This window comes from Christiangramia echinicola DSM 19838 (assembly GCF_000423065.1).
GTDB classification, from domain to species: Bacteria; Bacteroidota; Bacteroidia; order Flavobacteriales; family Flavobacteriaceae; genus Christiangramia; species Christiangramia echinicola.
Window position 1 is genome coordinate 589,733 of sequence record NZ_AUHG01000010.1, and the last position, 23,926, is coordinate 613,658.

Below are 23,926 nucleotides of genomic sequence, written 5' to 3' on the forward strand. Positions count from 1 at the left end.
TTTGAAAGAATATAGAGGAGCGAACTCATTTATAAGTGAACGTCAAACTGTGGTAACCATTGGTACTTTTGATGGGGTACATGTGGGACATCGCAAGATCATAGAGCGTTTGGTGAATTCTGCCCATGCGAATAACCTGGACTCGGTAGTGCTTACTTTTTTTCCTCACCCAAGAATGGTGTTACAACAGGAAAGTGGTATACAGCTTATAAATACTATAGAGGAGAGAAAACACTTGTTAGAAGAGACGGGAATAGACCATTTGGTAGTTCACCCTTTTACACATCAGTTTTCAAGGTTGACTGCGCTGGAATTTGTTCGTGATATCCTGGTTAATAAACTAAAAGCCAAAAAGATCATTATTGGCTACGATCACAGGTTCGGCCGAAATAGAACTGCAGATATCAATGACCTGAAGCAATTTGGAAAGGACTTTGGTTTCGATGTGGAAGAAATAAGTCAGCAGGACGTAGAACAGGTAGCAGTAAGTTCTACAAAAATTAGAAACGCACTTTTAGATGGTCGTGTAGAACGCGCCAATATGTACCTTCAGCATCCTTTTACTTTAAAAGGAACCATCGTAAAAGGCCGCGGAATAGGAAAAGATCTAGGATTTCCAACGGCAAATATCGAGATCGAAGAAGATTATAAGCTTATTCCTAAAAATGGCGTTTACGTGGTAAGCTCCATAATTGATGGTGAAAAAGTTTATGGCATGATGAACATTGGCACTAATCCAACGGTTGGCGGAAAGGAAAAAACTATAGAAGCCAATTTTTTTCAGCTAAATAAAGACCTGTATGGGAAGAACCTTGAAATAGAAATGCTGGTAAGGATCAGGGACGAAAAGAAATTCGATTCGGTAGAAGATCTAAAAGTTGCCATGAAGCAGGACCGGGCCTTTTCAAAACAATACATAAAAGATAACTATGCTTAACAGTTGGCTTTTCAAACAAGTCGATAACTCTGCACTTGTAGTATTTCGTGCGCTTTTTGGTTTGTTGATCGCTATCGAGGCATTTGGAGCTATATTTACCGGTTGGATAAGAAGAACCCTTATTGAACCAGATTTCACCTTTAATTTTATTGGATTTGAGTTCCTGCAGCCACTCCCCGGGAATGGGATGCTCTGGTATTACGGGGTAATGGGAGTATTCGGGATTTTTGTAATGCTCGGGTTCAAGTACAGGATGTCCATGATCTTTTATACCATCATGTGGGCTTCGGTTTACCTAATGCAAAAATCATCCTATAATAATCACTATTACCTGTTGATGTTATTGTGTTTTGTAATGTGTTTTCTACCTGCTAACAGGTGGTTTTCACTGGATGCAAAAATTAAACCTGCTATTAGCTCTATTTCAATGCCGCGGTGGGTTTGGGTGTTTATTGTTTTGCAACTCTGGATCGTTTATACCTACGCTTCAGTAGCCAAATTTTATCCAGATTGGCTAGATGGTAGTTTTCCCGCTCTATTGATGAAATCTAAAGCAGATTACTGGCTTGTTGGAGAGTTTCTACAGCAAAGTTGGATACGTTATGCGATTGCTTATTTCGGGCTGGCATTCGACCTTTTGATCATTCCGTTATTGCTGTGGAAAAGAACAAGACTACCAATATTCCTGGCGGCCATATTCTTTCATCTATTCAACAGTTTTATATTCCATATTGGTATTTTTCCATATATGTCCCTGGCGTTTTGCATCTTCTTTTTCCCTCCAGAAAAGATCAACAAGTTATTTCTGCGGAATAAAAAGGAACATTATAATGCCGGAGAAATTATTATACCGTCTTACCGGAATTTTTTAATCGCTGCGATGTCTGTCTGGTTCGTTATTCAGATAGGCTTACCTTTAAGGCACTGGTTTTTTCAGGATGATGTGCTCTGGACAGAAGAAGGTCACCGTCTTAGCTGGCGAATGATGCTTAGAGGGAAAAGTGGACGTGTAGCCTTTAAGGTTGTTGAAAAAGGAACTACAGATACCATTTTTGTAGATAAGAAGGAATATCTCTCCCGAAAGCAAATGAGGGCAATTACCTCTAAACCAGATCTTATCTGGCAATTCGCACAGCGCCTGGAAGAAGATTATGCCAGGCAGGGTAAAAAGATTGAGGTTTATGCTGAAGGTAAAATAAGTGTGAATGGTGGGCCTTATAAGCCTTTAATAGATCCTAAAGTTGATCTGGCAGCAGAAGAATGGCAGCATTTTAAACATCACGACTGGATACTACCTTCAGAAGTAGAAAAATAGATAAGATACCATTGCCAGGAGGTTAGTCTTACCTTCTTTTGTTACATTTGCAGCTCGTAAAAGTTTAACGGCAAATTAAATAAAACCGCCTCATGTTACAGGTTTCAAAGATTGCAGAACACAAAGAAGAGTACATCAAAGCCCTTAAAAAAAGGAATTTTGATGCTTCAGATATTTTCCAACAGGTTTTAACACTGGATGAGACCAGAAGGTCTACCCAGGCTAACCTTGATGATATTCTGGCCAGTTCCAACAAAATGTCAAAGGAGATAGGTCTTTTGTTCAAGAATGGGGAGCATGAAAAGGCAAATATCCTTAAGGAGAAAACTGGCCGTTTAAAGGAAGAGTCAAAAGAGCTTTCTGAAAAACTTACGGCAACCGTAGCCGATCTTCAGAATTTACTTTATACCATCCCGAATATTCCTCATGAATCTGTTCCTGCTGGAATGAGTGAAGATGACAACGAAGAGGTTTATAAGGAAGGAGATATTCCGGTATTGGCAGAAGGTTCAATGCCACACTGGGAACTTGCGAAGAAATACGATATTATAGATTTTGAACTGGGGAATAAGATCACCGGGGCAGGATTTCCTGTTTATAAAGGAAAGGGAGCCAGATTACAACGTGCATTGATCACCTGGTTTCTTGATAGAGCTACTGAAGCTGGTTATACCGAATATCAATTACCATTATTAGTGAATGAAACTTCAGGTTTTGGAACAGGTCAGCTGCCAGATAAAGAAGGGCAGATGTATCATGTTACTGAAGATGATCTATACCTTATCCCGACTGCTGAGGTTCCGGTAACCAATATGTTCCGTGATAATTTGATGAACGAGAAGGATTTTCCTGTACTTTGTACGGGTTATACGCCTTGTTTCAGACGTGAAGCGGGATCTTATGGAGCTCATGTTCGCGGATTAAACCGCTTGCATCAATTTGACAAAGTGGAGATCGTAAGGCTGGAAACTCCAGAGAATTCTTATGCTGCACTGGATACAATGGTAGAGCATGTAAAAGGTCTTCTAAAGGACTTGAAGTTGCCTTATAGAATTCTTAGGTTATGTGGTGGAGACCTTGGTTTCACATCAGCTTTAACTTTCGATTTTGAAGTATTTTCAACAGCTCAAGACCGCTGGTTAGAAATAAGTTCAGTATCGAACTTTGAGAATTTCCAGGCTAACAGGTTAAAATTGAGATTCAAGAATAAAGAGAATAAAAAAGAACTGGCACATACACTCAACGGAAGTGCACTTGCACTACCCAGGGTACTGGCCGGGATTCTGGAGAATTATCAGACCGAAAATGGAATTAAGGTTCCTGAGGTACTCGTACCTTACTGTGGTTTCGATATAATAGATTAATTTTCCTAACATATTATAAAACAGCGCAAATGTTTATATTTACATATGCGCTGTTTTTTGTTTATAGCTTTATGGTTTATAGCCGGTTGCGGAGTCTTTGCTCAAAGCGAACAATTGGCGCGGAATTTTTTTGACCAGGGAGAATATGAGAAGGCTTTAAAGGTTTACGAAAAACTTTATCAGCAAAATCCAGCAAACCCTATTTTCTTTAATGGTTTGATTTCTTCCCATCAGCAGCTGGAAAATTTTGAGGTTGCTGAAAGTTTGTTGATGGAACGTATAAATCGGTCTGCCAATAATCCATCTATTCTCATTGAACTGGGCCATAATTTTGAACTTCAGGAGCAATCTGAAAAAGCTAAGCAATTTTATGAAGAGGCGCTGCAAAGTATAGAAGGAAGACCTAATTATGCCTATGCAATCGCCCGTGGCTTTGAACAATATAATCTTCTGGATTATGCCGCTAGCGCCTATGAAAGGGCTATGGAGATGAATGGCGATCGCAATTTTAATCTTCAGCTCGCCCGTATTTATGGTGAACAAGGTAAGATTGAGGAAATGTTTAGTAATTACCTGGATCTTATAGAAGACGATATGAAGTTCTATGGTTTGGCGAACCGGGAATTTAACCGTTATATCACCGAAGATCCACAGGCTGAAGCCAATGTTATTCTTAGAAAGTTATTATTGAAAAAATTACAGGAGAACCCAATCCTGCTTTACAATGAAATGCTAAGCTGGCTGTTTATTCAGCAAAAAGACTTTAGCAAGGCCTTTGCTCAGGAACGGGCAATTTTTAAGCGCGGAGATAATAACCTGCAGGGCATTTTAAATTTAGCGGTACTTGCGCGGGAGGCAAAAGATTTTGATTCGGCCAGGGAGATCATCTCCTACGCCATAGAAGAATCTCCTTCACCGGTTTTTAATCTTCAGGCCAGGCATTTTTTGATAAGTATCAAGCTGGATAATGCCAACCCCGAGGATTATCCGGAAATTGAAAATGAATTCAGGACTTTACTTGTAGAGAACCCACAAATTGATGGTACATTAAACCTTAAGATAGATTATGCGAATTTCCTGGCTTTTCAGTTAGATAAAAAAGAAGAGGCTATAGAGCTTTTAAAAAATACTGCAGAGACGGCTAAGTCTGATTTTGAAACCGCAAGGCTCAAAATGGCACTAGCAGATATTCTGGTAGTTCAGGAAAAATTCAACGAGGCTTTAATTTATTATTCCCAGATCCAGAACCTGGTGAAGAATGATGTAATGGCCCAGGACGCCAGATTCAAAGTGGCAAAAACCAGTTATTATAAAGGTGATTTTCAATGGGCTAAAACGCAACTGGATATTTTGAAATCTTCAACTTCCCAATTAATAGCTAATGATGCGATGGAGTTAAGTTTGCTAATTAGTGATAACTCATTGGAAGATTCTACCCAGGCAGCTCTAAGAAAATATGCTAAAGCAGACCTGTTATCTTTTCAGAAAAGAAACCCGGAAGCTATCCAGGCTTTAGATTCAATTTTAGTAAATCATAAAGGTGAAAAGATAGAGGATGAAGCTTTATTGAGTCAGGCTAAATTATTTGAGGAGGAAAAGAATTTCGAGAAGGCAGAATATAATTATCTGGCTATTATTGATTCCTTCGGAGACGATATCCTGGCAGACAACGCACATTATTTCCTCGCAGAGCTATATGCGAACGAGCTGCAGGATCCTGAGAAAGCAAAAGGCTTTTACGAGCAAATTATCTTTAACTTTGCAGACAGTATCTATTTTGTGGAAGCCAGGAAAAAGTACCGATTGCTTCGCGGGGATACCATAGAATAATTCCAAAATTTAAATTCTAGAAATGATCATATACAACGTCACCATAAACGTTCAGGAAGATATTCATGATAAATGGATAAAATGGATGAAAGAAGAGCATATTCCAGATATGCTGAATACAAAAAAATTTCAAAAAGCTTTGATGACGAAGGTAATGGTCCAGGAGCCAATGGGCGGGATCACATATTCGGTTCAATATACTACAGAAAGTAAGGAAATGCTGGAAAGCTATTATTCTGAAAATGCAGATGAAATGCGCTCCAGGTCCAAACCATTCGAAGGTAAATTTGTAGCTTTCAGGACAGAGCTTGAAGTGATAAGCGAACAGTAAAGTTTACCTCAGGATCTACCAAAGTTTAAAACGAGCCTTTTTCAGGAACTTCACCAGAGCAATTAGATATTTAATGCTCTACCTCATTCAATTAAAATGAAAAAATATAAGCCATCATTCAATAAACCTTCAGCCAATGATGATCAGGGCGTAAGGGCAAAAAAACATCTTGGGCAGCATTTTCTAACCGATGAAAATATCGCTTCCAAGATCGCCGATACCCTAAGCTATAAGGGATATGAAAAAGTTCTGGAAATAGGTCCGGGAATGGGCGTATTGACTAAATATTTACTAGAAAAGGAAACAGAAGTTCATGTTATTGAAATAGATACCGAAAGTGTTGAATTCCTTGAAAGTAATTATTTGCATTTGCGAGGAAGGATTCACGAGAAAGACTTTCTTAAGTTTGACCTTTCCGAAATATTCCGGGATGAGCAATATGCGATAATTGGGAATTTTCCATATAATATTTCTACTCAGATCGTTTTCAAAGTGCTTGAGTTGAGAGAACAGATCCCGGAATTTTCAGGCATGTTCCAGAAAGAAGTAGCTAAAAGGATCTGTGAAAAAGAAGGCAATAAAACTTATGGAATATTAAGTGTGCTAACCCAGGCTTTTTATGAAGCAGAATATCTGTTTACGGTGCCACCTTCAGTATTTAATCCGCCACCAAAAGTGGATAGTGGTGTACTAAGATTAACCAGAAAAGAGAATTACACATTACCTTGCGATGAAAAGCTATTTTTTAGAGTGGTTAAAACTGCATTTAACCAGCGTAGAAAAACACTTCGTAATAGCTTAAAAATCTTTAATCTTCCCGATAATTTAAGGGAAGATGCTATATTTGGCCTTCGGCCGGAACAACTCGGTTTCCAGCAGTTTATTGAACTGACACAAAAAATTGAGCCGCATGCAATTTCAGGTAAGTGAAGAATTAATTGATAAGATCAAATACCTCATCGAAGAAAGGAAAGATGAGGAGATTTTGCTGCACCTCGAAGAAGTGCACTATGCTGATATTGCCGAAATTCTAACCGAACTTGATGTTGCAGAAGCAACTTATATAGTTAAGCTTCTAAATAGCGAGCAAACGGCAGAGGCTCTTATGGAGCTTGAGGAGGATCGAAGGGAGCGAATCCTTGATTCTCTTTCACCCAAAGAAATTGCCGACGAGCTTAACGAGATGGACACCGATGATGCGGCAGATATCATCTCTGAACTTTCCCTTGAATTACAACAGGATGTAATTTCTGAAATTACCGATGAGCAACATGCAGATGATATCGTGGAGCTATTGCGCTACGATGAGAACTCTGCCGGTGGTCTTATGGCAAAAGAGCTGGTGAAAGTAAGTGAGAACTGGAGTGTTACGGGCTGTATGGCTGATATGCGTAAACAGGCTGAAAATGTTACCCGCGTTCATTCCATTTATGTAGTAGACGATAAAAATAAACTTAAAGGAAGATTGTCTTTAAAGGACCTTTTAACCGCATCCAGTGACGCTAACATCAGTGATATTTACATTCCCAGCGTGGATTATGTGAACGTACATACCGAAGGTGATGAGGTTGCGCGTATAATGCAAAAATATGACCTTGAAGCCATTCCTGTTGTTGATGAGATGAACCGCCTGGTAGGACGTATTACCATCGATGATATTGTAGATTTTATAAAGGAAGAAGCCGAGAAAGATTACCAGATGGCTGCAGGTATTTCTGAAGATGTAGAGGCAGATGATAGTATCTGGAGACTTACCCGGGCGCGTTTACCATGGTTGATCCTTGGTCTTTTTGGTGGTCTGGGAGCGGTTTATGTAATGAAAGGTTTTGAGGAAGCACTTGCTAACTATGTGGAACTCTTCTTTTTTACACCTTTGATCGCTGCGATGGCAGGAAATGTTGGAGTACAATCCAGTGCGATCATCGTGCAGGGTCTGGCTAATGATAATCTTCGAGGTAGTCTTTTTAATAGGCTTCTGAAAGAAATAGGTCTTACGCTGATCAATGGAGTGGTATTAGGAATTCTTGTCATTCTTTTCGGACTAATCGTAGGGCAACCACAAATTGTAAGTTTTACTATAGCGCTGGCTTTAATAACCGTAATAATTATCGCTGCCCTTATTGGAACTTTCGTGCCTATCATTCTGGATAAACAGGGAATTGATCCGGCAATTGCAACTGGTCCTTTTATCACTACCAGTAACGATATATTCGGAATTTTCATATTCTTCTATCTGGCCAAAACCATCCTTGGATTCTAGAAAGGCACTCCAATTCTTTCGGGTGCTTATATCATTCTTTATCTTTGTACGTCCGTTTTTCATATCAAACTGAAAGAGCGGAATATGCTATTTGAATTATTAATCTGAAAAAGAAAAAACAATGATTATTCTGCATGCCGATACCAATCATCCCACGTTGATGAAAAAACTGGAAGAGGCAGGACACCATAATATTGAAGGTTACGACCAATCTAGAGAAGAAACTTTGCAAAATCAGCATTTATATGATGGGATTGTAATAAGAAGCCGATATAAAATAGATCGTGAATTCATTGATGCTGCACCAAATTTAAAGTTCATCGCTCGAGTGGGTGCTGGACTGGAAAGTATAGATGTTGAATATGCTCAGGAAAGAGGAATAAAACTATACTCTGCACCAGAAGGCAACAGGAACGCCGTAGGAGAGCACTCCCTGGGGATGTTACTGTCATTGTTCAATCGGTTAAATAAAGCCGATAGGGAGGTTAGAGAGGGCCTTTGGCATCGTGAAGAAAATCGTGGAGTTGAACTTGATGGTAAAACCGTAGGCCTTATAGGTTATGGAAATATGGGGAAAGCATTTGCCAGAAAACTACGTGGTTTTGATGTGGATGTTATTTTTTATGATATCCAGGACGGTGTAGGTGATGAAAATGCGAGACAGGTAGATTATGAAGAATTTTTCGAAAAGGCTGATGTAGTAAGTCTACACACTCCATGGACAGAAGAGACAAACCAGATGATCAATAAAGAATTTATTGGTAAATTTAAAAAGCCATTCTGGTTCATAAATACTGCAAGAGGAAAAAATGTTGTGACCGGGGACCTTGTGGAAGCCCTTAAAGAAGAAAAAATCCTTGGAGCTGGGCTAGATGTGCTGGAATATGAGAAAGCCAGTTTTGAAAGCCTGTTCGCTAATAAGAAAAATGTTTCTATAAGCGCGGCAGATTCAATCCCTGAAGCACTTAGAGAATTAATGTTTATGCCACATACTTTACTGAGCCCTCATGTTGCAGGTTGGACGGTAGAGTCGCATGAAGGGCTGGCAACAGTGATAGCCGATAAGATTATTGCTGACTTTGGTGAGGGAGATGAAAAATAATAGATCATGAAAAAAAGAGTAACAGGTTTAGGTGGTTTTTTCTTTAAAGCAAAAAATCCTGATCACGTAAAAAGCTGGTATAATCAGCATCTTGGACTGGATACAGATCAATACGGCTGTACTTTCTGGTGGAAAAATAAAGAAGGGAATGACTGCTCAACCCAATGGAGCCCGATGAATGAGGACACTGATTATTATAAACCTTCAGAAAAGCAATTCATGATGAACTTCAGGGTTGAAAACCTGGAAGAATTACTCAAGACTTTAAAAGACGAAGGAGTAGAGGTTATTGGTGAAATGGAGACTTATGATTACGGCAAGTTTGGCTGGATCATGGATCCCGAAGGGAATAAAATTGAACTCTGGGAACCAGTAGATAAAGTTTTTCTAGATCAAAAATAAAGTTGTCTGGCTGAATGCGTTCGAGCCTTTTCAACAAATTTCATGAAATTGAGAAGTCCGGTTAAAATCATCTTCGTCAAGCTGAACTCGTTTCAGCTTCTCTTTTATTAAGATCCTGAATCAAGTTCAGGATGACAAAGATTTCACAAAATCTTTTCAAAAAAAGAGACCCTGCAATGATCATTGCAGGGTCTAATATTTTTATTCCGGTGGTCTTATCCCAGATCACTAAGTTCTATTAAAGCAGATTTGATAGACTCTTCACCTTCAATAGCTTCAAAAGTTACATTTTTCACCAATGGATCGGCAAGTGACATTACTAATATAAAAGCAACATCATCTCTAGAGATCTCTCCTCTTTTATTAAGAGAGCCTTTGGCAACTTCAACCTTAGCCAATCCGAGATCATCTGTTAATGCTCCTGGACGAACAATTGTATAGGGAATTCCGCTTTCTCTAAGATAGTCATCGGCCTCTTTTTTCGCTTCCAGGTAATGTCTCAAATCCTCATTTTTCGAAGGATCATCTGCCCCCATAGAACTTAACATCACGAATTTTTTAACCTTTGCAGCAATAGCAGCATCAATAAGTTTTTTTGCTCCATCGCGATCTATAGCATCAGTTTTTTCGTCTGAAGTATCCCCTCCAGAACCTGCCGCGAAGATCACCTTGTCTATACCTTTCATGGTATGGCTCACATCACCTTCAAGATCACCTAAAACTGCTTCAACCTCCATGTCTTCAAACTGCTGTCTTTGCTCTTCTTTTCTTATAAGTGCAAGAGGACTAAAGCTTTCAGAATTATTTAAAATTTCAATGACTCTTTTTCCTGTGTCTCCGGTAGCACCGGCTATTAGTATATTTTCCATGGTTTTTCTTCAAAATTTTAATTGCCAACAAGATAAGGAGGAATCAAGAATCTGACCAGCCAAAAGGAAGGAATAACAGTATGTTAACAATGAAAAACTCTATTTACCGTTGGCGGCAGCTCTTTCTTCCAATTCCTTCTGGAATTCTTCCATAACCGGCTTCACTGTACTTTCCGGTAGATCGGCAATTCTAATATACATTAGTCCGTCTACCGCATCATTGAAAAGTGGGTCTACATTGAAGGCCACTACTTTTGCATTCTGTTTAATATATTTTTTAATAAGTACCGGTAATCTCAGGTTTTCGGTTTCAAGTTCATCGATGATCTTATCAAATTTATTGAGGTCGGCTTCGCTTTCATCGAAAACCAGGTCTTTATCTGCATCTTCAAGTTTCACCTTGAATTCTTTTTTAGGTCTTACGTATTGCGCGACATAAGGATCGTAATAATTAGACTTCATGAATTCTATCATCAGTGATTTTGAAAAGTTGCTGAACTTGTCACTAATGGTAACCCCTCCAATTAAATATTTATGTTCCGGAAACCTCAAGGTGCAATGAACAATTCCTTTCCATAACAGGAAAAGCGGCATTGGTTTTTGCTGATATTCCTTAATGATGAATGCCCGACCCATTTCTATAGACTGGCTCATCATTTTATATAATTCAGGCTCGAATCTAAAAAGATCCTGAAGGTAAAATCCATCGATGCCATGACTGGCAAAGATCTCACTACCCATGCCCATTCTATAAGCTCCAGCGATCTTATTAGCCTCCTTATCCCAAAGGAACAGGTGGTGATAATATTCATCGCAGCTGTCCAGATCTATACTCTTATTGGTGCCTTCGCCAACCTCGCGAAAGGTGATCTCCCGTAATCTGCCAATTTCGTTCAGAATATTTGGGATCACTTCTCTTTTGGCAAGAAATACCTCGTAATTCTTGCTCTGAAGTAGGCGTTTATCCATTTTCCGGCAATTCTCCACCTCCATTTGCATGAGTTCAGAATTTGTTTCCTCAGCAATATTTTTAGGAGAACGTGGTATTTTCAAGGTTTTTGGGAGATTGCCGAGAAGTTTTTTCTTTTCAAAAACATTGGCCAGCATATAGGTTTTCCTACGCAAGAACGCCGTGTAGGCTTCTAAATTTGAATGTTCTTGTTGATCTTCTACAGAGATCGTATTTCCAATCCTAACTTTAATCTTCCTCTTTCTCTGCGTTAGCATTTCACTGGGTAGCTTCGCCGTTCTTAAGACATCACTAAAAGATGCCAGTCTATAAAAGAAAAGGCTGTTCTTGGCGTGAAAATATATTGGCACCACCGGAACTTTAGATTTCTGGATCAGTTTCATTGCTGAAAGTTCCCAGGGTTTATCAACGATCACTTTTTTGTCTCTGTTGGTAGAAACCTCGCCAGCCGGGAATATGCCCAGAGCGTGGCCATTCTTAAGATGAGAAATGGCATTTTTCATCCCCGTTAAACTGGATTTCGCCTCCTTATGATCTTCGAATGGATTTACCGGAAGTATATATGGTTTTAAAGGATCCAGACGGTGCAAAAGAAAATTAGCGATCACTTTATAATCTGGCCTGCTTTCCAGAACCAGCTTCATAAGGATCATCCCGTCAATTCCTCCCAATGGATGATTGGAAATGGTGATAAACGGGCCTTCTTTTGGAATCCTTTTGAGGTCTTTTTCGGGAATTTCGAAGTCTATTTCAAATTCATTCAGAATAGATTCAATAAAATCGGTGCCTTTAAGATCTTTATGCTTGTCGTACTCTCTATTGATCCTGGAGAGTTTCGTTGTTTTTAGTATCAGCCAGCCAACTCCTGTTCCCAGGAAACCAAATTTACCCAGGTTCATAACGTTGGCTACTTCTTTGGCACTTACGATTCCCATGGTTGATTGATTTGGTTCAATCAAAAATAAGAAATCAAATGTTAGTTTTCGGCAACTAACTGAACTGTGTTTTGGGTAAGTTGTTTTAGAAGCACATTCTTATCCTTTTCCAGGCTGTTAATCGCTTCGGTATTAAAATGTCTTATCGTGTATAAGGAAACGCCGGTTTTATAATTTACTTTGAACCTTGCCTTTAAATGCTGAATAAGTTTCTCCAGCTGATTAAATTTATTATCAACACATACCCTGAAACTAATCGCAGAATTCTGAATAAGATCAACCTTCATTTGGTACAGGTGGAAAAGCCTGAATATTTCTGAAATGTTCTCTTCTACCATGAAAGAGAAATCCAGCGAAGAAAGAGATATCAAAACCTGGTCTTTTTTCACAATAAAACAGGGAATCTCCGGAAATATGGTTTTTCCCTTACTCACGGCTGTACCTTCTCCTGAAGGATTTATGAAAGATCTTACAAATAGCGGGATTTCCTTACGCTGTAAAGGCTGAAGTGTTTTTGGGTGTATTACCGAAGCTCCATAAAAAGCCAGTTCAATAGCTTCTTCATAAGAGATCTGGTTTAGCAATTCGGCATTGTTGAAAAATCGCGGATCGGCATTTAGGACTCCTGGAACATCCTTCCAGATTGTTACATTTTCAGCATTGAGACAGTAAGCCATGATCGCCGCAGAATAATCTGATCCTTCACGCCCAAGAGTAGTCGTAAAATTATTTGGGTCTGATGAAATGAAGCCCTGTATAACATTCAGTTTATTTGGATCTATATTTACCTTGATAAGTTCCTGGGTTTTATTCCAGTTCACCTGGGCGTCTCTATATGTGCTGTCGGTTTTTATAAAATTTCGCGCATCCAGCCAGGTAGAATCTATATTCTGATAATTCAGATATTCACTAACGATGGTAGTTGATACCAATTCACCATAGCTTACGATCTGATCGTAAACAAAATCATACTGAGTAGATTTATTATGCTGTAGAAAATTTTCAAGCTCAGTGAAAAGTGCTTCGGTCTTAAAGAAGACCGGAGCTTCAACATCTGGAAAAAGCTCGTTCATTATATTACGATGATAGGCTTTAACCTCTTCAAGACTTGAAGGAATTCTGGTAGTTTCAAGATAATCCTTAACTACCACTTCCAGAGCATTTGTGGTCTTGCCCATGGCAGAAACCACGATTAACCTGTTCTCACTTCCTACTTCCTTAAGTACTTTGATAAGATTTTTTACTCCTTCGGCATCCTTCACCGATGCTCCACCAAACTTGTATACTTTGATCACTATTTTTTTACGTTTTCCTGGATTCCGCCTTCTTCCATATGTACGGTTTTCCAGCTTTCTTTAATTTCAGCTCCCGTGTTTTCGTAGAATTCTATGGCGTTTTTGTTGCCTTCAGAAACTACCCACTCTATACGTTTAACTCCATTATCGTGACCATATTTTACAACTTGCTTATAAAGTGCTCCTCCAAGACCAGTACCGCGCATACTTTCACGAACAATTAGATCTTCTAAATGAACAGTTCTTCCTTTCCAGGTAGAGAATCTGAAGTATACCAAAGCCATACCTTCGATCTTACCTTCTACATCGGCTACAAAGCATTTAAAATTACCGTGCTCAAAACCTTCTTTTTCAAGATCCTGAACGGTAACCTCTACATCATCAAGATGATCTTCATGTTCTGCCAGCTCTTTTATAAGTTCCAGAACCTCATTCATATCATCTTTTCTGGCTTCTCGTATTGTATATTTCATTTGTTTCTATTTAGTTAATATAAAGGTCAAATGCAATTCGCCAATCATCCTTTCCTTCTGCTTAAGGAGATTTTTATGGCTCAATTTATAATTCAGATTTTTAACAAAAATAAGGATTGCATTTCATAAGGCTACTAAAGCGGTCTTAAAGGATACCTTTCTTTTCAAGAAACAGGTGCATGGCCATCTCATCCATTTGCACGGTATCCCAGTCTTCCATGACATCGGCGCCACTTCTGCGGTAGAAATCGGCGGCATCCTTATTCCAGTTTAAAACCACCCATTCTGTACGTTTTACTTTTTCCTGAGCTGCATACTTTATGACTTCAGTATAGAGGGCAGAGCCGAGACCTTTTCCACGGAATTCCTCTCTAACTATAAGATCTTCTAAATGAACCGTTTTTCCTTTCCAGGTAGAATATCTAAAATATACCAGGGCCATACCTTCTATTTTCCCATTTGCCTCTGCCACGAAACATTGGAAAGCAGGGTTTTCTCCAAATCCATCGCGAATAAGGTCATCTTCATCTATAATTACAGCGTCGGGCTCTTTTTCAAAAACAGCCAATTCATGGATGAGTTTTAGAACATCGCTCATATCTTCTTTCCTGGCATCTCTAATGTTAATTTCCATATAAATACTTTTTCACAAATTTAAACAATAGTACTATTGTCAGCGAAAACGTTGTAGTAAGTCTAAATTTTAATATTTTAGCCGCTTCAAAAGAAATTGAATCCATGCCTAAGCCAAATCAAACTCTCGGAGAATTTATTATTGAAAATCAAGCACATTTTCCTGGATCTTCGGGAGAGCTTTCAAGATTGATAAACTCCCTGAGGCTAGCCGCCAAGGTAGTGAATCATGAGGTTAATAAAGCCGGACTGGTTGATATTATAGGAGCTTACGGCGAAACGAATATTCAGGGAGAAGATCAGCAAAAACTGGATGTTTACGCTAATAATAAGTTTATCCAGACCTTAACCAATAGAGAGATCGTTTGCGGGATCGCTTCCGAAGAAAATGATGATTTTATCCAGATCAAAGGTCATAAAGGCGATAATCAGAATAAATATGTGGTGCTTATGGATCCTTTGGATGGTAGCTCTAATATAGATGTAAATGTCTCTGTAGGAACTATCTTTTCGATCTACGAAAGAATTACCCCGGTGGGAACGCCCGTGCAATTAGAAGATTTTCTGCAACCGGGAAATAAACAGGTAGCTGCCGGATATATTATTTATGGAACTTCTACCATGCTGGTTTATACTACAGGATTTGGAGTGAATGGGTTTACCCTGAACCCGGCACTGGGATCATGGTACTTGTCGCATCCAGATATGCAATTTCCCGAAGAAGGACATATCTATTCTATAAACGAAGGAAATTATATACATTTCCCGCAGGGAGTGAAAGATTATATTAAATATTGCCAGCAGGAAGATGGAGATAAGCGTCCTTATACTTCAAGATATATTGGGTCTATGGTTTCTGATATTCACAGGAATATGATAAAAGGCGGGATCTTTATGTATCCCAAAAGTTCGAAAGCCAGCAATGGTAAATTAAGGTTGCTTTACGAATGTAACCCGATGGCATTTTTAACCGAACAGGCAGGAGGAAAAGCCAGCGACGGATTTAAGCGTATACTGGATATAAAGCCAATAGAGTTGCATCAGCGAGCACCATTCTTCTGCGGAAGCAAAAAAATGGTAGAAAAAGCTGAAGAATTTATGGTGAAAGCCGAGACTAAAGATCAGTCTCAGTCATTTTCTTTTTCAAGTAAGTAGCGGTAATCATCAAAACTTAACTGACCGCTAAAGATCTGGATAGATCTTTCTATAATACCTTCAGAAGCCTGGCTTGAAAACCCAAGACCAATAGCATATTTTTTAATAAGTTCTGTCTCTTCTTCATCAATGATGTGATCTGCAAAGATGATTCTAAACAGGTCATGAAGTCGTTCCAGTCTCCTTTCGATACTATTATATGATGATAGCGGAAAAGACTTAGGGTTTTCCAGAACCTTAGCATATTCATCTTCACTAATATCTAATTTTCTTGCGAAACGTTTTAGCAGAAGCTCTTCATCTTTGTTGATGTCTCCATCAACTGCTGCAAGGTTTACAATAGAAGCGAAATGACTAAGATTTCGTAGGTGCTCTCCCGAGCCAAATAAATCTGAAAAGGACATTATTGTATTGATTTTATACTACAAATATAGTTAAACACGCAGTTTTTAATACCAAAGCAAGCGTAAATTAATTTTAGTCAATCGCTAATCTTTTCTTAATCTCTTTCTGCTGAAGTTTCTATTATTTAAATTTCATGTTCTTCAATCATATTATGAGAACACCATTACTGGCCTTTAATGAAAACGGGATCTATTGTGCTGCGGCAGATGTATATCTGGATCCATGGAAACCGGTAGATAAAGCCATAATTTCTCATGGTCATGCAGATCATTCCCGTTGGGGGCATAAGAAATATATCACTCACCACAGTAATGTGCCTATAATAAAGCACAGACTTGGGGATATCGTAGTTTCCGGGGTGGAATGGAATGAAAATTTCACCATTAACGGAGTTCAGTTTTCTTTGCATCCAGCCGGTCATATCATAGGTTCCTCTCAAATAAGAGTTGAATATAAGGGTGAAGTTTGGGTCTTCACCGGGGATTATAAAACTGAAGATGATGGCGTGGCGGTTCCATATGAACCGGTAAGATGTGACACTTTTATTACTGAATGTACCTTTGGTTTACCTGCTTTTAAATGGACGCCCCAAAAACAGGTTTTTGAAGATATCAATAACTGGTGGCAACAGAATCAGGATGACGGAAGAACGTCTGTCCTTTTTGGTTATTCCCTGGGGAAAGCTCAGCGTTTACTGAAACATTTAGATCCATCTATTGGTAAAATTTATACACATGGCGCAATAGAGAATATGACCGAAGTTTTAAGGGATCAGATCGAGTTTCCTGAAACTACCAGGATTACCAGGGAAACAAAAAAAGAGGAGATCAGGGGAAATATAGTACTAGCTCCTGGAAGCTCCCATGGGACCACATGGATAAGGAAAATGGTGCCATATGTAACTGCTTCGGCAAGCGGTTGGATGACCTTTAGAGGTGCACGAAGAAGAAGGGCGATAGATAAAGGTTTTGTGTTAAGCGATCACTGTGACTGGCAGGGACTACTTACTTCGATTAAAGAAACAGGATGCGAGAAAGTAATATGCACCCACGGATACACAGATATTTTTTCCAGATTCTTAAGGGAACAGGGTTATGATGCCAGAACTGAAGAGACCCAGTACGAAGGAGAAACAGGCCAGATGGAAGCTGATAAAGAAAAGGATTCAGAATGAAAGCATTTGCCGATCTCATAAAAACTCTGGATAGCACCAACAAGACCACTTTAAAAGTAGAGGCATTAACAAGCTATTTTCGAAACGCCCCTCCAAAAGATAAGGTTTGGACTATTGCCATCTTAAGTCACCGAAGACCGCCAAGACCGGTTAATACAACTCTCATGAGGGAATGGGCGTCTGAATTGGCCAAAATTCCGCTTTGGCTTTTTGAGGAATCCTATCACATAGTAGGGGATCTGGCGGAAACTATTGCTTTAGTAATTCCACCTGCTGATTCTTCTAGTGAAAAAAGTCTTAATCAATTTTTACAGGAGATCATCGATCTCAAAAAGAAGCCTGAGGAAGAAAAGAAAGAATATCTTTTTGATAACTGGTTAAACCTGAATTATTACGAACGCTTCGTTTTCACGAAATTGATCACCGGAAGTTTTAGAATTGGCGTAAGTCAGAAACTCATGACCAGGGCACTTTCCAGGGCCACAGATATAGATGAAGATATTCTGGCCTACAAATTAATGGGAAACTGGGAGCCTTCTAAGATCACTTTCAATAAACTTATTCTGGAAGAAAATGAGGAAGATTTTCTTTCTAAACCTTATCCTTTTTACCTGGCTTATGCTATAGAGAATGAACCCCATGACCTTGGAGATGTTTCAAATTGGAGTGCCGAGCATAAGTGGGATGGGATACGCTCACAGGTGATTATTAGAAATGATGAATTATTTGTGTGGAGTCGAGGTGAAGAACTGGTAACCGATAAATACCCGGAATTTGAAGCGTTTGTTGAAGCTATACCAAATGGCACCGTGATAGATGGTGAAATCTTACCATTTCCAGAAGGAGAAATAGGAACTTTTAAGGATCTCCTAACCCGAATAGGCCGAAAGAATGTTTCAAAAAAACTTCTGGAAAAAACTCCGGTGATCTTAAAAGCTTATGATATCCTGGAATGGGAAAATGAGGATATTCGGGATACCGCATTTGGGGAAAGACGCAAGATCCTTGAAAAACTCTATAATGATGTGAGATCAGAAGAATTACCGCTTCACCTTTCAGAAAACATTCGTTTTAAGAGCTGGGATGAAGCAGCAAAGGAACGGGAGAATTCACGGGAAGTGAAATCTGAAGGCCTTATGCTAAAGAGACTGGATTCACCTTACCTAGTAGGTAGAAAAAAAGGTGACTGGTGGAAATGGAAGGTCGATCCACTTACTATCGACGCCGTGCTTACTTATGCCATGCGTGGTCACGGAAGGAGAAGTAACCTGTTTACCGATTATACTTTTGGATTATGGGATGAAGAAAAAGGAGAGCTGGTAACTTTTGCAAAGGCATATTCGGGACTTACAGATAAAGAATTTAGAAGCCTTGATGCCTGGATAAAGAAGAATACTTTAGAACGTTTTGGCCCTGTGCGCAGCGTCACGCCACATCACGTGTTTGAGATCGCTTTTGAAGGAATTGCTGAATCCAAAAGGCATAAAAGTGGTGTGGCAACAAGATTTCCCAGGATATTGAGATGGCGTACAGATAAGAAGATAGAAGAGGCAAATACACTGGAAGATCTGAAAGCCCTCATCCCTTAATTATTTTCTTCGGGCCATCGCCAGGATCTCGTTTTCGAACTTCTCCTCATTCATTAGGATTTCGAAGAAACCTTCTATAAAAAGTAACATGGAAAAATATTCCTTATCATCTTCGAATAGCAACTCACAGTCCTGAATAACTTTGAGCAATGCTGGGCGATGATTCAGAAATTCTAATCTAACCTCATGAAAAAGCTTTGGCTCCCTCTGGAATCCGCGATACATTCTCTGGGTTACCTTATCTATACTAAGCATTTCATTATTTATCTGTGAAACTGTAGCATAGCTGGTATTTACTATTCCTGCCATATCAAAATCATATGGAACAGGAATGATCTCACCCTCCCGGAATATAAGTTTGGAATTATGCTGGTAGGCATTGGAAAAATCTGTATTTCCTATCATGAACTGGAAAAATGAATTTCGAACCGATTCCCGGGCCAAATGGTTTAGCGGATGGATGTTTGATTTTAAAACTTTGCCGCCGATCCTTTCTGCAACATGTTTGTCGTCTTCAATAAAGAAGGCTTTGAATTCATGGATTTTGGTTTTATTACCTCTGAGTTCCTCATAATTCAATTCCACCAGTTTAGTCTTGAAATGATAAGGAGAAATCACCTCATACAGTTTATATGCGAGGTATTCTTTTAGTACATTATCGTTCATGTCCCGCTGTATCAAACATGGGAGAACTAACTTCAGGTTTTTATGACCCTCAAATGGGGTTTTATTAGCCTCTTTCTTTTTTATCTTAACTTTTAAGGGAGCATAGGAACAATTCTTAAGTCGAAAATTCCCCCGTTTTCTCAACCTTACCTCCAGGGAATCCCATTGTAGCTCATCAACTTCAAATTTTAGATAGGTGTGTATATAGGTAGAATCATTGGTTTCTTTTTTAATATCTTTATTGGAGTAGCTAAGCGATATATTCATTATTTCTTCCTCCAGGAATAATTCAGAAAGACTCACAGGGAAATTTTCATGATTATCCTGAGAGCACATGAGGTGAATAAATAAAGTAGGGATTAGGAATAAAAGGATAGCGCGCTTATCCATAATATTGATATATTTATCTAAAATATTAAAAATCAAGCTATTAGAAAGTATTTTTCCATTATTAATTTTAGAACCTTTGTAACGTTGATCCTTTCAGCAGTTACAACATTCTTTGCTTTAAAATTCGGGATCAGTTTTAATGTAGATCTTACTCTGCTGAGTATTGCCATCATTTTTCCGCTGGTATTTACAATTCGAGGTTCTTTCAGAAGAAGAGAAAAAGCATTAGAACATTTAAGTAAATTCTTAAGTTCAATTAAAACGGTGAGATACCTTTTGCTTAGTAGTAATGAACTTACTACTGACAAAAAGAATGAGGCCAGAGGTATCCTGCTGGAGATCAATCAGAAGACTTTAGATCACCTCGCCAGAAAGAATAATGATATTCAGACTCTGGATGAAATTTCACATAAGGTTTACAAATTTGTCCTTGAAAAAGATAATCTTGTTCCAAATAAGATCAAGGATCGTGTTTTTAAATATGCCCGGGATATGCATGAATCTATAGAAAACCTGCACAGTATACATTCTCACAGGACGCCTATAAGCCTTATGGCCTATTGCGAAGTATTTATCTATTTGTTTCCGGTGATCTATGCGCCTACTATTATTTATAATCTAGGTATGCGCGAGGCAGACTGGATTGCATATTTAATTGTACTGGTTACTCAGTTTATACTTATTTCTCTTTATAATATCCAGAATCAGTTGGAGTATCCTTTTGATAATGTTGGGATGGACGATATCAATCTTGATAATTTTAAATTAGAGCGTTAGTTATTTATGAGCACTCATAATTCAATTTTTTCCTATTGAAAAGGGCAGAACTATTAAAGCTTGCTGAAGGCTGGTTTTCTGGGATAGGGTGGAAACCTTTTAAATTTCAGAAAGATACCTGGACCGCTTATCTTCAGAAAAAGAATGGTCTTTTAAATGCTCCTACCGGCAGTGGGAAAACCTATGCGCTGTGGGTGCCAATTGTTTTAGACTACATCAGGAAGAATCCTGATTACAAGACCAGACATAAGAAAGGTTTAAAAGCCATATGGATCACTCCCTTGCGGGCACTTTCAGTTGAAATAGAACAGGCCGCAAGCAGGTTTGCTGAAGAAATGGGAACCCAATTTACGGTAGGAATTAGAACCGGAGATACTTCCCAGAAAGAACGAGCAGCCCAGAAAAAATCGATGCCAGATCTTTTAATCACAACTCCGGAAAGCTTACATCTATTACTTTCTTCAAAAAATTACGATAAGACCTTTAAAGATCTTCAGGCCATAGTTATTGATGAATGGCATGAACTACTGGGTTCTAAAAGAGGAGTTCAGGTGGAACTTGGTTTATCAAGATTAAAGACCATCTCAAAAGATCTTCGTATTTGGGGAATATCGGCTACCATAGGGAATTTAGAACAGGCCAGGGAAGTCCTGCTGGGACCAGATTCTGAAGCCCACAAGAATTCGGTGATGATCAAAGCCAATCTTAAAAAGAAGATTGAAGTGATGTCTATAATCCCCAGAACAATGGAAAAGTTTCCCTGGCGGGGACATTTGGGGTTGCATCTTATCGATGAGGTGGTGCCAATCATTAATAATAGCAGAACTACTCTACTTTTCACAAATACCAGATCTCAATGTGAACTCTGGTTTCAGAAATTAATGGCAAAATATCCCGAATTTGCCGGTGAAGTTGCTATGCATCACGGGAGTATAAATAAAGAAACCCGCCTTTGGGTAGAGCAGGCGATTAGAAATGAAAGTCTTAAGGCAGTCGTCTGTACTTCCAGTCTGGATCTTGGAGTGGATTTTGCCCCGGTTGAAACTATTGTACAGATTGGTGGACCTAAGGGGGTGGCAAGATTTCTTCAGCGTGCAGGCCGAAGTGGGCATCAACCGGGAAAAGTGAGCCTTATTTATTTTCTGCCTACACATGCTATTGAGCTTATAGAGGCATCTGCATTGCAGAAGGCAGTCGAGAAAAAGGCTGTAGAAGACCGAATTCCGTATTTAATGAGCTTTGATGTACTGGTTCAGTATTTAAACAGCCTCGCGGTTTCAAACGGATTTTATCCAAAAGAAATATATCCAGAGATCGCCTCAACATTCTGTTTCCAGGGAATTACAGAAGACCAGTGGCGATGGATACTCAATTTCATTACCAAAGGAAGCCAGAGTCTGCAGGCTTATGACGAGTATAAAAAGGTAGAGATCGAGGAAGATGGAAAATTCAAGATCAATAATCGAGGAGTTGCAATGCGTCATCGCTTGCAAATAGGAACCATTGTAAGTGATGCAATGCTAAGCGTTAAGTACATGAAGGGCGGTTATATTGGTACAATAGAAGAATGGTTTATTTCTAAATTGAAGCCCGGAGATATATTTACTTTTGCCGGCCGAAACCTTGAATTAGTCAGGATCAAAAATATGCAGGTTCTGGTTAGGAAATCCTCCAGGAAAACCTCTAAAGTGCCAAGCTGGATGGGAGGGAGAATGACTTTTTCTGCCCAGATGAGTGAGTTGCTTCGCGAAGAAATGTATCTGGCGTCTAACCTGAAAGATGGAGAAAGAACTAACCGGGAATTTGAAGCACTTCAGCCTGTTTTTCAAAGACAGAAGCAGGACTCTATTATTCCAAAAAATGATGAATTTCTAATCGAGACATTCAAAACACGTGAAGGTTATCATGCCATATTTTATCCTTTTGAAGGTCGTTTTGTGCATGAGGCCCTGGGTAGTTTGCTGGCATACCGCATTAGTTTATTGTCGCCTATCAGTTTTTCTATTGCCTTTAATGACTATGGCTTTGAATTGCTCTCAGATCAGGAAATAGATATGCAGCAGGTACTGGATAATGATCTTTTTAGTGCTGAATATTTGATGGACGACCTTTATAAAAGTCTAAATGCTACAGAAATGGCCAGAAGAAAGTTTCGGGACATTGCTGTGATCGCCGGCCTTGTCTTTACCGGATATCCCAATAAACTTGTAAAAAGTAAACATCTGCAATCTAACTCCCAATTGTTATTTAGTGTTTTTAGAGATTATGAAGAAGATAATTTGCTTTATCAACAGGCCTTTAGAGAGACTTTTGAGCATCAGCTAGAAGAAGGAAGGTTAAGAATGTCACTGGAAAGGATAGCGAGTCAAAAAATTATGTGGCGAAAATGTGAAAAACCTACTCCTTTCTCGTTTCCGATCATTACAGATAGGTTGAGAGAAAAATTATCTTCAGAAAAAATAGAAGATAGAATTAAGAGAATGTTGAAACAACTGGAAAAATAATTATTCTCTAAGCTGCTTCTCTAAATAATGTCTTACCAGCTCTGTAGTAATACCAAACGCTACGTGAGCAAATAATTCATTCATTTGCATTCTAATAGGGATATCGGTTGGTTTTGGTTCCAATCCTAGAATAGGCAAAGAAGTTTCGTGAGTCGAAGCCCAGGTAGTAGCACCAAATATAACCCCGTCCATAGGTCTTAAACCGTTGCGGTCCTTTTTGCCATAACCATATGCGGCGCCAAGGGAACCCCCAATGGGGATATTCACCAGTTGCTCTGCCAGAGCTTCATTCTGTATACTAACCGGAGTACCAGTGATCTTAGTTGAAAGTTCATCTACGATCTTGATCTGAGCGGATCGTTGTTCAATCTTTCTTACTGGTAAAAATTGTTCTATAAGGCTCTTTACTGCCGAACCGGCTAAACCACCAACAAAGCCGGAAAGTAGGCTGCGACTGGTATTAGACATATAGGAATCTTTCTGAAGAAAATTAGTTACGCTCATAATCTGTTTCATTTTTACTCAATAAAACTATTTATTCGACTGCTTA

Annotated in this window: 22 protein-coding genes; 14 read left to right on the top strand and 8 right to left on the bottom strand. The window is 39.0% G+C overall.

Going from position 1 to position 23,926, the window contains the following annotated elements:
- Position 1 precedes the first annotated feature (1 nt).
- The 9 genes from G530_RS0103135 to G530_RS0103175 all read left to right on the top strand — a co-directional run bounded on the left by G530_RS0103135 (position 2) and on the right by G530_RS0103175 (position 9,541).
- Positions 2 to 937 carry a bifunctional riboflavin kinase/FAD synthetase gene (locus G530_RS0103135; RefSeq protein ID WP_026933139.1) on the top strand — a complete coding sequence of 312 codons (936 nt, stop codon included), beginning with the start codon at positions 2 to 4 and terminating at the stop codon, positions 935 to 937.
- Positions 930 to 2,252, top strand: a complete 1,323-nt coding sequence (locus tag G530_RS0103140; RefSeq protein WP_026933140.1) for an HTTM domain-containing protein — start codon at positions 930 to 932, stop codon at positions 2,250 to 2,252. The genes G530_RS0103135 and G530_RS0103140 overlap by 8 nt, the downstream gene beginning before the upstream one ends.
- Before the next feature lie 92 nt (positions 2,253 to 2,344).
- Positions 2,345 to 3,616, top strand: a complete 1,272-nt coding sequence (serS, locus tag G530_RS0103145) for a serine--tRNA ligase (protein ID WP_026933141.1) — start codon at positions 2,345 to 2,347, stop codon at positions 3,614 to 3,616.
- Between the two features lie 45 nt (positions 3,617 to 3,661).
- Positions 3,662 to 5,446 (top strand): tetratricopeptide repeat protein, encoded by a 1,785-nt coding sequence (locus tag G530_RS0103150; protein ID WP_026933142.1) that lies wholly within the window; start codon positions 3,662 to 3,664, stop codon positions 5,444 to 5,446.
- Between the two features lie 22 nt (positions 5,447 to 5,468).
- Positions 5,469 to 5,777, top strand: a complete 309-nt coding sequence (locus G530_RS0103155) for a DUF4286 family protein (protein ID WP_026933143.1) — start codon at positions 5,469 to 5,471, stop codon at positions 5,775 to 5,777.
- A 96-nt stretch (positions 5,778 to 5,873) separates the two neighbouring features.
- A complete protein-coding gene (gene rsmA, locus G530_RS0103160) occupies positions 5,874 to 6,707 on the top strand; it encodes a 16S rRNA (adenine(1518)-N(6)/adenine(1519)-N(6))-dimethyltransferase RsmA (RefSeq protein WP_026933144.1) in 834 nt (277 codons plus the stop codon).
- Positions 6,688 to 8,037: a magnesium transporter gene (mgtE, locus tag G530_RS0103165; RefSeq protein ID WP_026933145.1), complete on the top strand. Its 1,350-nt coding sequence runs from the start codon at positions 6,688 to 6,690 to the stop codon at positions 8,035 to 8,037. Before rsmA ends, mgtE begins: the two co-directional genes overlap by 20 nt.
- Before the next feature lie 121 nt (positions 8,038 to 8,158).
- Positions 8,159 to 9,139, top strand: a complete 981-nt coding sequence (locus G530_RS0103170; RefSeq protein WP_026933146.1) for a 2-hydroxyacid dehydrogenase — start codon at positions 8,159 to 8,161, stop codon at positions 9,137 to 9,139.
- 6 nt (positions 9,140 to 9,145) lie between these two features.
- Positions 9,146 to 9,541: a VOC family protein gene (locus G530_RS0103175; protein ID WP_026933147.1), complete on the top strand. Its 396-nt coding sequence runs from the start codon at positions 9,146 to 9,148 to the stop codon at positions 9,539 to 9,541.
- Positions 9,542 to 9,756: 215 nt separating this feature from the next.
- Here the strand turns inward: G530_RS0103175 and G530_RS0103185 are convergent, their stop codons facing one another.
- The 5 genes from G530_RS0103185 to G530_RS0103205 form a co-directional block, all read right to left on the bottom strand.
- Positions 9,757 to 10,410 (bottom strand): SDR family oxidoreductase, encoded by a 654-nt coding sequence (locus G530_RS0103185; protein WP_026933148.1) that lies wholly within the window; start codon positions 10,408 to 10,410, stop codon positions 9,757 to 9,759.
- Positions 10,411 to 10,509: 99 nt separating this feature from the next.
- Positions 10,510 to 12,315 carry a GNAT family N-acyltransferase gene (locus tag G530_RS0103190; RefSeq protein WP_026933149.1) on the bottom strand — a complete coding sequence of 602 codons (1,806 nt, stop codon included), beginning with the start codon at positions 12,313 to 12,315 and terminating at the stop codon, positions 10,510 to 10,512.
- Positions 12,316 to 12,356: 41 nt separating this feature from the next.
- A complete protein-coding gene (locus G530_RS0103195; RefSeq protein ID WP_026933150.1) occupies positions 12,357 to 13,607 on the bottom strand; it encodes an aspartate kinase in 1,251 nt (416 codons plus the stop codon).
- 2 nt (positions 13,608 to 13,609) lie between these two features.
- Positions 13,610 to 14,083, bottom strand: a complete 474-nt coding sequence (locus G530_RS0103200; protein ID WP_026933151.1) for a GNAT family N-acetyltransferase — start codon at positions 14,081 to 14,083, stop codon at positions 13,610 to 13,612.
- A 145-nt stretch (positions 14,084 to 14,228) separates the two neighbouring features.
- The gene (locus G530_RS0103205; RefSeq protein ID WP_026933152.1) at positions 14,229 to 14,717 is read right to left on the bottom strand and encodes a GNAT family N-acetyltransferase; all 489 of its coding nucleotides are present in this window, start codon (positions 14,715 to 14,717) and stop codon (positions 14,229 to 14,231) included.
- Between the two features lie 104 nt (positions 14,718 to 14,821).
- Here G530_RS0103205 and fbp point away from each other — a divergent pair, with 104 nt between their 5' ends.
- Positions 14,822 to 15,871 (top strand): class 1 fructose-bisphosphatase, encoded by a 1,050-nt coding sequence (gene fbp, locus G530_RS0103210; RefSeq protein WP_026933153.1) that lies wholly within the window; start codon positions 14,822 to 14,824, stop codon positions 15,869 to 15,871.
- Here the strand turns inward: fbp and G530_RS0103215 are convergent.
- Positions 15,844 to 16,275: a TerB family tellurite resistance protein gene (locus G530_RS0103215; protein WP_026933154.1), complete on the bottom strand. Its 432-nt coding sequence runs from the start codon at positions 16,273 to 16,275 to the stop codon at positions 15,844 to 15,846. The genes fbp and G530_RS0103215 overlap by 28 nt on opposite strands.
- 152 nt (positions 16,276 to 16,427) lie before the next feature.
- Between G530_RS0103215 and G530_RS0103220 the strand changes: the two genes are divergently transcribed.
- Both G530_RS0103220 and G530_RS0103225 read left to right on the top strand, forming a co-directional pair.
- Positions 16,428 to 17,450, top strand: a complete 1,023-nt coding sequence (locus G530_RS0103220; protein WP_026933155.1) for a ligase-associated DNA damage response exonuclease — start codon at positions 16,428 to 16,430, stop codon at positions 17,448 to 17,450.
- Positions 17,447 to 19,039, top strand: coding sequence for an ATP-dependent DNA ligase (locus tag G530_RS0103225; RefSeq protein ID WP_026933156.1), 1,593 nt, complete (start codon positions 17,447 to 17,449; stop codon positions 19,037 to 19,039). Before G530_RS0103220 ends, G530_RS0103225 begins: the two co-directional genes overlap by 4 nt.
- On the opposite strand, the gene G530_RS0103230 is transcribed toward G530_RS0103225, so the two are convergent.
- The gene (locus tag G530_RS0103230; RefSeq protein WP_026933157.1) at positions 19,040 to 20,095 is read right to left on the bottom strand and encodes a hypothetical protein; all 1,056 of its coding nucleotides are present in this window, start codon (positions 20,093 to 20,095) and stop codon (positions 19,040 to 19,042) included.
- An 84-nt stretch (positions 20,096 to 20,179) separates the two neighbouring features.
- Here G530_RS0103230 and G530_RS0103235 point away from each other — a divergent pair, with 84 nt between their 5' ends.
- Together G530_RS0103235 and G530_RS0103240 are read left to right on the top strand one after the other, a co-directional pair.
- The gene (locus tag G530_RS0103235) at positions 20,180 to 20,872 is read left to right on the top strand and encodes a hypothetical protein (protein ID WP_026933158.1); all 693 of its coding nucleotides are present in this window, start codon (positions 20,180 to 20,182) and stop codon (positions 20,870 to 20,872) included.
- A 35-nt stretch (positions 20,873 to 20,907) separates the two neighbouring features.
- The gene (locus tag G530_RS0103240; protein WP_026933159.1) at positions 20,908 to 23,376 is read left to right on the top strand and encodes a ligase-associated DNA damage response DEXH box helicase; all 2,469 of its coding nucleotides are present in this window, start codon (positions 20,908 to 20,910) and stop codon (positions 23,374 to 23,376) included.
- Here G530_RS0103240 and G530_RS0103245 read toward each other — a convergent pair whose 3' ends face one another.
- Positions 23,377 to 23,880: a DUF1440 domain-containing protein gene (locus G530_RS0103245; RefSeq protein WP_026933160.1), complete on the bottom strand. Its 504-nt coding sequence runs from the start codon at positions 23,878 to 23,880 to the stop codon at positions 23,377 to 23,379.
- Between the last annotated feature and the right edge of the window lie 46 nt (positions 23,881 to 23,926).

Bases quoted from the DNA above. Each gene is read 5' to 3' on its own strand.
- G530_RS0103140 (WP_026933140.1), top strand. From the start codon at position 930: ATGCTTAACAGTTGGCTTTTCAAACAAGTCGATAACTCTGCACTTGTA.
- serS (WP_026933141.1), top strand. From the start codon at position 2,345: ATGTTACAGGTTTCAAAGATTGCAGAACACAAAGAAGAGTACATCAAA.
- G530_RS0103150 (WP_026933142.1), top strand. From the start codon at position 3,662: ATGCGCTGTTTTTTGTTTATAGCTTTATGGTTTATAGCCGGTTGCGGA.
- G530_RS0103155 (WP_026933143.1), top strand. From the start codon at position 5,469: ATGATCATATACAACGTCACCATAAACGTTCAGGAAGATATTCATGAT.
- rsmA (WP_026933144.1), top strand. From the start codon at position 5,874: ATGAAAAAATATAAGCCATCATTCAATAAACCTTCAGCCAATGATGAT.
- mgtE (WP_026933145.1), top strand. From the start codon at position 6,688: ATGCAATTTCAGGTAAGTGAAGAATTAATTGATAAGATCAAATACCTC.
- G530_RS0103170 (WP_026933146.1), top strand. From the start codon at position 8,159: ATGATTATTCTGCATGCCGATACCAATCATCCCACGTTGATGAAAAAA.
- G530_RS0103175 (WP_026933147.1), top strand. From the start codon at position 9,146: ATGAAAAAAAGAGTAACAGGTTTAGGTGGTTTTTTCTTTAAAGCAAAA.
- G530_RS0103185 (WP_026933148.1), bottom strand. From the start codon at position 10,410: ATGGAAAATATACTAATAGCCGGTGCTACCGGAGACACAGGAAAAAGA.
- G530_RS0103190 (WP_026933149.1), bottom strand. From the start codon at position 12,315: ATGGGAATCGTAAGTGCCAAAGAAGTAGCCAACGTTATGAACCTGGGT.
- G530_RS0103200 (WP_026933151.1), bottom strand. From the start codon at position 14,083: ATGAAATATACAATACGAGAAGCCAGAAAAGATGATATGAATGAGGTT.
- G530_RS0103205 (WP_026933152.1), bottom strand. From the start codon at position 14,717: ATGGAAATTAACATTAGAGATGCCAGGAAAGAAGATATGAGCGATGTT.
- fbp (WP_026933153.1), top strand. From the start codon at position 14,822: ATGCCTAAGCCAAATCAAACTCTCGGAGAATTTATTATTGAAAATCAA.
- G530_RS0103215 (WP_026933154.1), bottom strand. From the start codon at position 16,275: ATGTCCTTTTCAGATTTATTTGGCTCGGGAGAGCACCTACGAAATCTT.
- G530_RS0103220 (WP_026933155.1), top strand. From the start codon at position 16,428: ATGAGAACACCATTACTGGCCTTTAATGAAAACGGGATCTATTGTGCT.
- G530_RS0103225 (WP_026933156.1), top strand. From the start codon at position 17,447: ATGAAAGCATTTGCCGATCTCATAAAAACTCTGGATAGCACCAACAAG.
- G530_RS0103230 (WP_026933157.1), bottom strand. From the start codon at position 20,095: ATGGATAAGCGCGCTATCCTTTTATTCCTAATCCCTACTTTATTTATT.
- G530_RS0103245 (WP_026933160.1), bottom strand. From the start codon at position 23,880: ATGAGCGTAACTAATTTTCTTCAGAAAGATTCCTATATGTCTAATACC.